This window comes from Mesorhizobium sp. M3A.F.Ca.ET.175.01.1.1 (assembly GCF_004791945.1).
Classification (GTDB): Bacteria; Pseudomonadota; Alphaproteobacteria; order Rhizobiales; family Rhizobiaceae; genus Mesorhizobium.
In genome coordinates, this window is sequence record NZ_SRTP01000158.1 from 1 (window position 1) to 355 (window position 355).

At 64.2% G+C, this 355-nt stretch carries 1 protein-coding gene and 1 pseudogene; both read left to right on the forward strand.

The genetic code is table 11. The features are described 5' to 3' along the window. Window positions 1–214: ArsR family transcriptional regulator (locus EN818_RS31165; RefSeq protein ID WP_135906662.1), on the forward strand; the 214-nt coding region annotated here is incomplete at its 5' end. Window positions 215–269: 55 nt separating this feature from the next. Further along, a pseudogene (locus EN818_RS34115) lies at window positions 270–355 on the forward strand (RNA methyltransferase); the annotation flags it as partial.

The window sequence follows — 355 nt, forward strand, 5'->3', positions numbered from 1 at the left end:
CGCCGAGAAAGTCCGGTTGAGCCAGTCCGCCCTGTCGCAGCATCTGGCCAAGCTGAGAGCGCTCGATCTCGTCGAGACGCGCCGCGATCGCCAGATGATCTACTATTCCTGCAAGTCCGACGCGGTGCGCGAGCTGCTGCGCATGCTGGAAGGCATTTTCGGCGACGGCGACCTGTCCCAGATGGCCTACAGGATGCGCCGCGCCGGCACTTGACCCGCGCTCTCCAAAGCGCCTTACCTCGCTGGCAATTTTTGCCGGCGAGATTTGCATGAACCTCATTCCCATCGACGACCCGCAGGATCCCCGCGTCGCCGCCTATCTCGACATCCGCGAGCGCGATCTCGTCGGCCGGCA